Source organism: Holophaga foetida DSM 6591 (genome assembly GCF_000242615.2).
Classification (GTDB): Bacteria; Acidobacteriota; Holophagae; order Holophagales; family Holophagaceae; genus Holophaga; species Holophaga foetida.
In genome coordinates this window covers 638311-643202 of record NZ_KI912268.1, presented here as the reverse complement: position 1 = coordinate 643202, position 4892 = coordinate 638311, and the positions used below count along the sequence as shown (strand labels likewise).

3 protein-coding genes are annotated in these 4892 nt (G+C 56.1%); all 3 read right to left on the bottom strand.

The window, feature by feature from the left end; genetic code table 11:
* A partial coding sequence (locus HOLFODRAFT_RS24730; RefSeq protein WP_005031234.1) for a hypothetical protein occupies window positions 1-534 on the bottom strand: 534 nt, incomplete at its 3' end.
* A gap of 2752 nt (window positions 535-3286) precedes the next feature.
* Window positions 3287-3733, bottom strand: coding sequence for a hypothetical protein (locus HOLFODRAFT_RS24315; protein WP_148300335.1), 447 nt, complete (start codon window positions 3731-3733; stop codon window positions 3287-3289).
* A 943-nt stretch (window positions 3734-4676) separates the two neighbouring features.
* On the bottom strand, window positions 4677-4892 hold a 216-nt coding region (locus HOLFODRAFT_RS18980; protein ID WP_005031113.1), incomplete at its 5' end, for an IS66 family transposase.

The following is a 4892-nucleotide window of genomic DNA, read 5'->3' as shown; positions in this document are numbered from 1 at the left end:
ATGGCTCATATGGACTGAATTTGTAAGCGTCCATCCCCCTGCGGGGGCTGAACGCTTACGTTCAAAATTGATCCAATGGAAGAATTTCACACCAACCGTGTTTGCAAACACATCAACCGGACCCGTTTCGTACATTGAGTCGAATGACTCTGGCTCGAAGATGTTCGCAAGCTCCTGACTAGTGAATTGGTCCGAAAACTGGGGAAAGGAAGAAATGAGTTGGTCGTATGCCAAGGGGCGTTCAATCGTAATGGAGGGATCCCAGCTGCAGGCATAGCCAAAGGCCTCCTCAGGCCCTCTGTAAAGCTCAAAACCCCAGCCGTGATCCTCAGCCGAAACAAGATGGAGGAGTTCGCCCTGATTTTGTGAAATGATTTTTTTATTTGGTCGGAACATCTCGCCTTCAGCGACGATCATGATCCAGCCATTATCCTCGGGCATTGCATACCCAGAAAGCCCAGCGCGCTTGAGCAAAGCCACAGCTTCCCCAATATCAGAGGAGCGAAGGTGATAGTTGTCTGCAAATTCGCTCATTCCTTCTCCGGGTGAGATTAGAGATGCCTAACGAAAGGAATTAACCGGACCAACAGCCGGTATACGGGGCGAGGGGGAAGAAGGCGAAGGAATCATGCGGAGAGGACTTGGAAGTGGGTCGCGGCTGTTGGGTCCGAGTTGAATGGAAGGTTAGGCGCGCTGGGCTTTTACCTGGGAGTGGGACACGGCGGGAGGAAGGGTGAACGGAGCGTGGACCTGAACGAAAGGGCACTGCCGGGAGGCGTTGAGGAGGCCAGGTGGAACGAGGCGAAGGGCGGATCGGGCAAGTGGTGGATGAGGAAACGATGAACCGAGCGTATCCGAAAAGGCGATGAGGGGCGAATGCCATGGAATGAACGCTGAGGAACCCCAGAACGAGGCCTTTTTGACGGAAAGCGAGGAGACTTGGAAAGCTGGTAAAAGCCTTGTGAACGGCGCTGAAGCCAGACGGAGCGACACGCCTAACGAAAGGAGTTAACCGGACCAACAGCCGGTGGGATGTGCGAGGGGGACGAGAAAGCAGGATGCATGGGGGAGATTAGCAGATCGTGGCTGTTGGGTCCGGGTTGAACGGAAGGTTAGGCGCGCTGGGCTTTTACCTGGGAGTGGGACACGGCGGGGGGAAGGGTGAACGGAGCGTGGACCTGAACGAAAGGGCGCTGGCCGGGAGGCGTTGAGGAGGCCAGGTGGAACGAGACGAAGGGCGTATCGGGCAAGTGGTGGATGAGGAAACGATGAATCGAGCGTATCCGAAAAGGCGATGAGGGGCGAATGCCATGGAGTGATCGCTGGGGAACCCCAGAACGAGGCCTTTTTGACGGAAAGCGAGGAGACTTGGAAAGCTGGTAAAAGCCTTGTGAACGGCGCTGAAGCCAGACGGAGCGCCACGCCTAACGAAAGGAATTAACCGGACCAACAGCCGGTGAAGGGGACGGAGTGGAAGACGGAGTAGGAATCATGCGGAGAGGACTTGGAAGTAGATCGCGGCTGTTGGGTCCGGGTTGAATGGAAGGTTAGGCGCACTGGGCTTTTACCTGGGAGTGGGACACGGCGGGGGGAAGGGTGAACGGAGCGTGGACCTGAACGAAAGGGCGCTGGCCGGGAGGCGTTGAGGAGGCCAGGTGGAACGAGGCGAAGGGCGGATCGGGCAAGTGGTGGATGAGGAAACGATGAATCGAGCGTATCCGAAAAGGCGATGAGGGGCGAATGCCATGGAGTGAACGCTGAGGAACCCCAGAACGAGGCCTTTTTGACGGAAAGCGAGGAGACTTGGAAAGCTGGTAAAAGCCTTGTGAACGGCGCTGAAGCCAGACGGAGCGCCACGCCTAACGAAAGGAATTAACCGGACCAACAGCCGGTGGGATGAGCGAAGGGGACGAGAAGGCGGGATGCATGGGGGAGATTAGCAGATCGTGGCTGTTGGGTCCGGGTTGAACGGAAGGTTAGGCAGACGGACAGGATTTGCCTTGGCGTGTGGAACTGAGGGCGGAGCGGTGGACCGAGCTGGAACCGGAACAAAAGCGCGCTGGCCGGAGGCATTGAGGTGGCCTGGTGGAGCGAGATGAAGGGCCGAGCGATTGGTCAAAGAACGAGGAACCTATGAATCGAGCGTATCTGAATCGGCGATGAGGGGCGAATGGAATGGAGTGAGTCCAGAGGAAACCCAGTTCGAGGCCCTTTTGCCTGAAGGGCGGCAAGCCTTGGAAGACGAGAGAAAACACCAACTCGGCTTCGTTATGGCAGGGGCGGAGCCTACTGCCTAACGAAAGGAGTTAACCGGACCAACAGCCGGTGGGATGAGCGAAGGGGACGAGAAGGCGTTGTGCACGAGGGAGATTGGAAGACCGTGGCTGTTGGGTCCGGGTTGAACGCCGCGTTAGGCAGACGGAAAGGATTTGCCTTGGCGTGTGGAACTGAGGGCGGAGCGGTGGACCGAGCTGGAACCGGAACGAAAGCGCGCTGGCCGGAGGCATTGAGGTGGCCAGGTGGAGCGAGATGAAGGGCCGAGCGATTGGTCAAAGAACGAGGAACCTATGAATCGAGCGTATCTGAATCGGCGATGAGGGGCGAATGGAATGGAGTGAGTCCAGAGGAAACCCAGTTCGAGGCCCTTTTGCCTGAAGGGCGGCAAGCTTTGGAAGACGAGAGAAAGCACCAACTCGGCTTCGTTATGGCAGGGGCGGAGCCTACTGCCTAACGGAAGGAGTTAACCGGACCAACAGCCGGTGAGATGAGCGAAGGGGGCGAGGAAGCTGGAATCATGGGGGAAGTTGGAAGACCGTGGCTGTTGGGTCCGGGTTGAACGCCGCGTTAGGCAGACGGAAAGGATTTGCCTTGGCGTGTGGAACTGAGGGCGGAGCGGTGGACCGAGCTGGAACCGGAGCGAAAGCGCGCTGGCCGGAGGCATTGAGGTGGCCAGGTGGAGCGAGATGAAGGGCCGAGCGATTGGTCAAAGAACGAGGAACCTATGAATCGAGCGTATCTGAATCGGCGATGAGGGGCGAATGGAATGGAGTGAGTCCAGAGGAAACCCAGTTCGAGGCCCTTTTACCTGAATGGCGGCAAGCCTTGGAAGACGAGAGAAAGCACCAACTCGGCTTCGTTATGGCAGGGGCGGAGCCTACTGCCTAACGAAAGGAGTTAACCGGACCAACAGCCGGTGGGATGAGCGAAGGGGACGAGAAAGCGAGATGCATGGGGGAGGTTGGAAGATCGTGGCTGTTGGGTCCGGGTTGAACGGAAGGTTAGGCGCCTAGCCGATGAGATTCCATTTTTCGGCATATAGATTGTCTTTGTCTGTAAATCCGCGCATGGAAGTATCTTTTCTTGGGCTGCCATCTCTCTTTGGCTCGGATAGCCATTCTTGATGCCGCTTTGCTACGTGCGCAGCGACTATTGAACTTGGTACGATATGGAAGTCTGGCCGTTGACCTGCGGATTTTAGTCTTACAAATACATAGTAAAGATCGTCGCTTTGTATCTTTTCGTGTTTTTCGTTCATGACCCAGTGGCGGTTTTCGCCTTGTATAGTCTTTACTTGTATTGATATGGCTTTGCCTGAGTTTGGTTTCGTAGCAAGAATGTCAATGCCTTCTGCGTTTTTGAGGGTTAAGGTTGCAAGGTATCCGCGCATAGATAACTCTGCACAAACGAAATACTCTCCAGCTACCCCAGAAACTCCATGTGATAATTCCGTCATGACTTCACCTAATCAAACATGATATTTGGATTGAGCTCGGCAGGTGATTTCCACTCAAGCCCATATTCTGTTTTCAACATTTCTTTTTTTAGTGACCAGAAAGTGTGGCAATAACCGATGCCTTTTTTAACCTTCTGCAAATTTTAATTGTTTTTCAACTTGGTTCTCTACCGTTTTGATGATGTCGGCATAGGTTGGATCTTCATCGAGAATATCAGTCAGGACGTCAGATTTGTTCACGTAGACTCCATGTGTTGCGCCTAACGAAAGGAATTAACCGGACCAACAGCCGGTGAAGGGGACGGAGTGGAAGACGGAGTAGGAATCATGCGGAGAGGACTTGGAAGTAGATCGCGGCTGTTGGGTCCGGGTTGAATGGAAGGTTAGGCGCACTGGGCTTTTACCTGGGAGTGGGACACGGCGGGGGGAAGGGTGAACGGAGCGTGGACCTGAACGAAAGGGCGCTGGCCGGGAGGCGTTGAGGAGGCCAGGTGGAACGAGGCGAAGGGCGGATCGGGCAAGTGGTGGATGAGGAAACGATGAATCGAGCGTATCCGAAAAGGCGATGAGGGGCGAATGCCATGGAGTGAACGCTGAGGAACCCCAGAACGAGGCCTTTTTGACGGAAAGCGAGGAGACTTGGAAAGCTGGTAAAAGCCTTGTGAACGGCGCTGAAGCCAGACGGAGCGCCACGCCTAACGAAAGGAGTTAACCGGACCAACAGCCGGTGGGATGAGCGTAGGGGACGAGAAAGCGGAGTGCATGGGGGAGATTGGAAGACCGTGGCTGTTGGGTCCGGGTTGAACGATTGGTTAGGCATCGACCCGTACCAATTCCGGCGGGGCTGGTTGTTCGCCGGACCGAGTGTCTGAATCCACAAGTTCAAAAGTAGCCGTTCAGCCCCCTCCGCATGGAGGGGGTTTCTGATTCCACGGGGACCGCATCAGGCTGTGAAATCCGGTGCGGCGATTCCGACGAGGCTGGCCTTCATGGCCTGAGTCAGCCACTCCAGCAGGTCCACGCCGCGCTTCCGGGCCGTGCCTGCCAGGGTCAGCATGCGCTCCACAAAGCGGGCGCCATGCTCGCTCTCCACCCCCAGGCTCACCTTCCGCCACAGCACCGCCTTGCGGATCGCCCTCTCGGCTTCATTGTTGGTCGG

What these genes read in the sequence shown, in the direction of transcription:
- HOLFODRAFT_RS24315 (WP_148300335.1), bottom strand. Translation starts at nt 3,733, where the DNA reads ATGACGGAATTATCACATGGAGTTTCTGGGGTAGCTGGAGAGTATTTC.